This is a genomic window from Endozoicomonas sp. SESOKO3 (assembly GCF_024606255.1).
In genome coordinates this window covers 1-2,036 of the sequence record NZ_JAHHPR010000340.1, presented here as the reverse complement: position 1 = coordinate 2,036, position 2,036 = coordinate 1, and the positions used below count along the sequence as shown (strand labels likewise).

Below are 2,036 nucleotides of genomic sequence, written 5' to 3'. Positions count from 1 at the left end.
AGAAGTTACTCCAACAGAACATACTTCAACAGGGGAGGGCACCAGTAACATTACCTTCTCGGTTTCGGTGACCAATGTCGGCTCAAGTTCTGCAGGCCAGTTCATTATTGGTGGAGGCGGCAATAACTCCTCGAGTACCCAAAGCGATCCTGAGCAGCATCTTGAGGTCGAGCGCTTTGGTAGCAGCCTTGACGGAGACCCTGATGTCCAGCTCAATCTCAACAGTGGTCTGGAAATTTACGGTGAAGATCCCCTACTTTTCAGTGACTCATTCAACAGTAAGAATCTGGTGCTGCAGAATGATGCAAACATCAGTGATATTGCAGCCATTTATGTTGAAAATATCCCGGATGGCTGGGGAGTTGCCGGTGGGGCGAAAGAGAGTGACGGAAGCTGGCTGCTGCCGAGTCTGACCAATTTTATTCTGACCTACCCGACTGAAACTGACAGCCAGGTGGTGGATCTTTCCTTTAAACTGGTTCTCAAAGACGGTTCAGAAAGTGAATACAGCATACCTGTCATCCGGCGAGATGCCACAGACCCGGATGAACTCACCCTTTCCTCATCGGAACTTTCTCCTCTGGTACTGGATACCAGCCCAACCAGTGACCAAATAACAACAGGCGACAATGATGACATTATTCACGCAGGCGTTGGTGATGACATTGTTGATGCGGCGGGTGGTGATGATTTTGTTTCCGGCGGTATGGGTGATGACCAGCTTGATGGCGGGGCGGGTTCTGACACGATTCAGTACAGCTATGAATATGGCGGTAATACGATAGGGCCTGAACGTGGTGTCGAAGTAGACCTTGGCTCCGGATCGGTAACTGATGACGGTTATGGCACGTCTGATGCCATTAGCAATTTTGAGAATGTCATCGGCACAATCCATGACGATATCATCACCGGTAGCGAATACGTTGACGCCAGCAATACTGGTGATAATACACTGACCGGCCTTGCCGGTGACGACGTTATTAGCGGTTTGAGTGGCGATGACTCTCTGGTAGGTGGTGACGGCGCAGATACTCTCTATGGTGGTGCCGGAGGTGACGTACTGGACGGTGGCGCTGATGATGACATTCTATCGGGCGGTGCGGGTACCGATATCCTGAAAGGTGGCGCCGGCGCAGACAGCCTGGATGGTGGCGCAGATTCAGATACGGTGGATTACAGCGATGAAACCGGTTCTGTCACGGTTGATCTGGCTGGCTCAACCGCCACCGATAGCAGTGGCGATACAGACACCCTGACCAATATTGAGAACGCTACCGGTAGTGCCTGGAATGATCAGATTATTGGTGATTTTGGGGCTAATGTCCTTAACGGAATGGATGGCAATGACAATATCTCTGGTGGTGACGGGACAGACACCATCAGTGGCGGTGCCGGTAATGACTACATAAACGGTAATCAGGGTGACGACGTTATTGATGGTGGTGCCAGTGATGACACCATCCATGGCGGTTTTGGTAACGATACCCTCGATGGTGGTGAAGGTATTGATACGCTGGATATGGTGGGGACGGTAACCAGTCCTTTTGATACACCGGATGATATCACCGTTGACCTGAGCACCTCACCGGATGGAACGGGTTCCGTTACGGTCAATGAGAGTTATGGGAACGGCCTGTTCACGGGTACTGATACCATCACCGGGTTTGAAAATATCACCACGGATCATGGTAATGACACGCTCACGGGGAATGATCTCGATAATGTGCTGAGCAGTGGTCGTGGCATGGACAGGCTTGATGGTAAGGGTGGACAGGATACCCTCCAGGGGGGCGCGGACGATGACACACTGATCGGAGGTGCTGGTAATGACATTCTCGAAGGCGGCGACGGGAACGATGTGCTGGATGGTGGTTCCGGAAACGATGAACTTCGAGGTGGCGATGGCGTCGATACGGTCAGTTTTGCCGCTCTTTCCAGTGCTGTCATAGTTGACCTAAGCGATGGCCGTATTTCCGATGATGGCCTGGGTGGTACAGATACCATTCAATCCATTGAAAACATTGAAGGTACCAACC

The 2,036-nt window shown here is 51.6% G+C and carries 1 protein-coding gene; it reads left to right on the top strand.

Annotated elements, in window-relative coordinates; genetic code table 11:
* Nucleotides 1-2,036 (top strand): calcium-binding protein (locus KDK18_RS06015; RefSeq protein ID WP_306670874.1); only part of this gene is annotated, 2,036 nt, incomplete at both ends.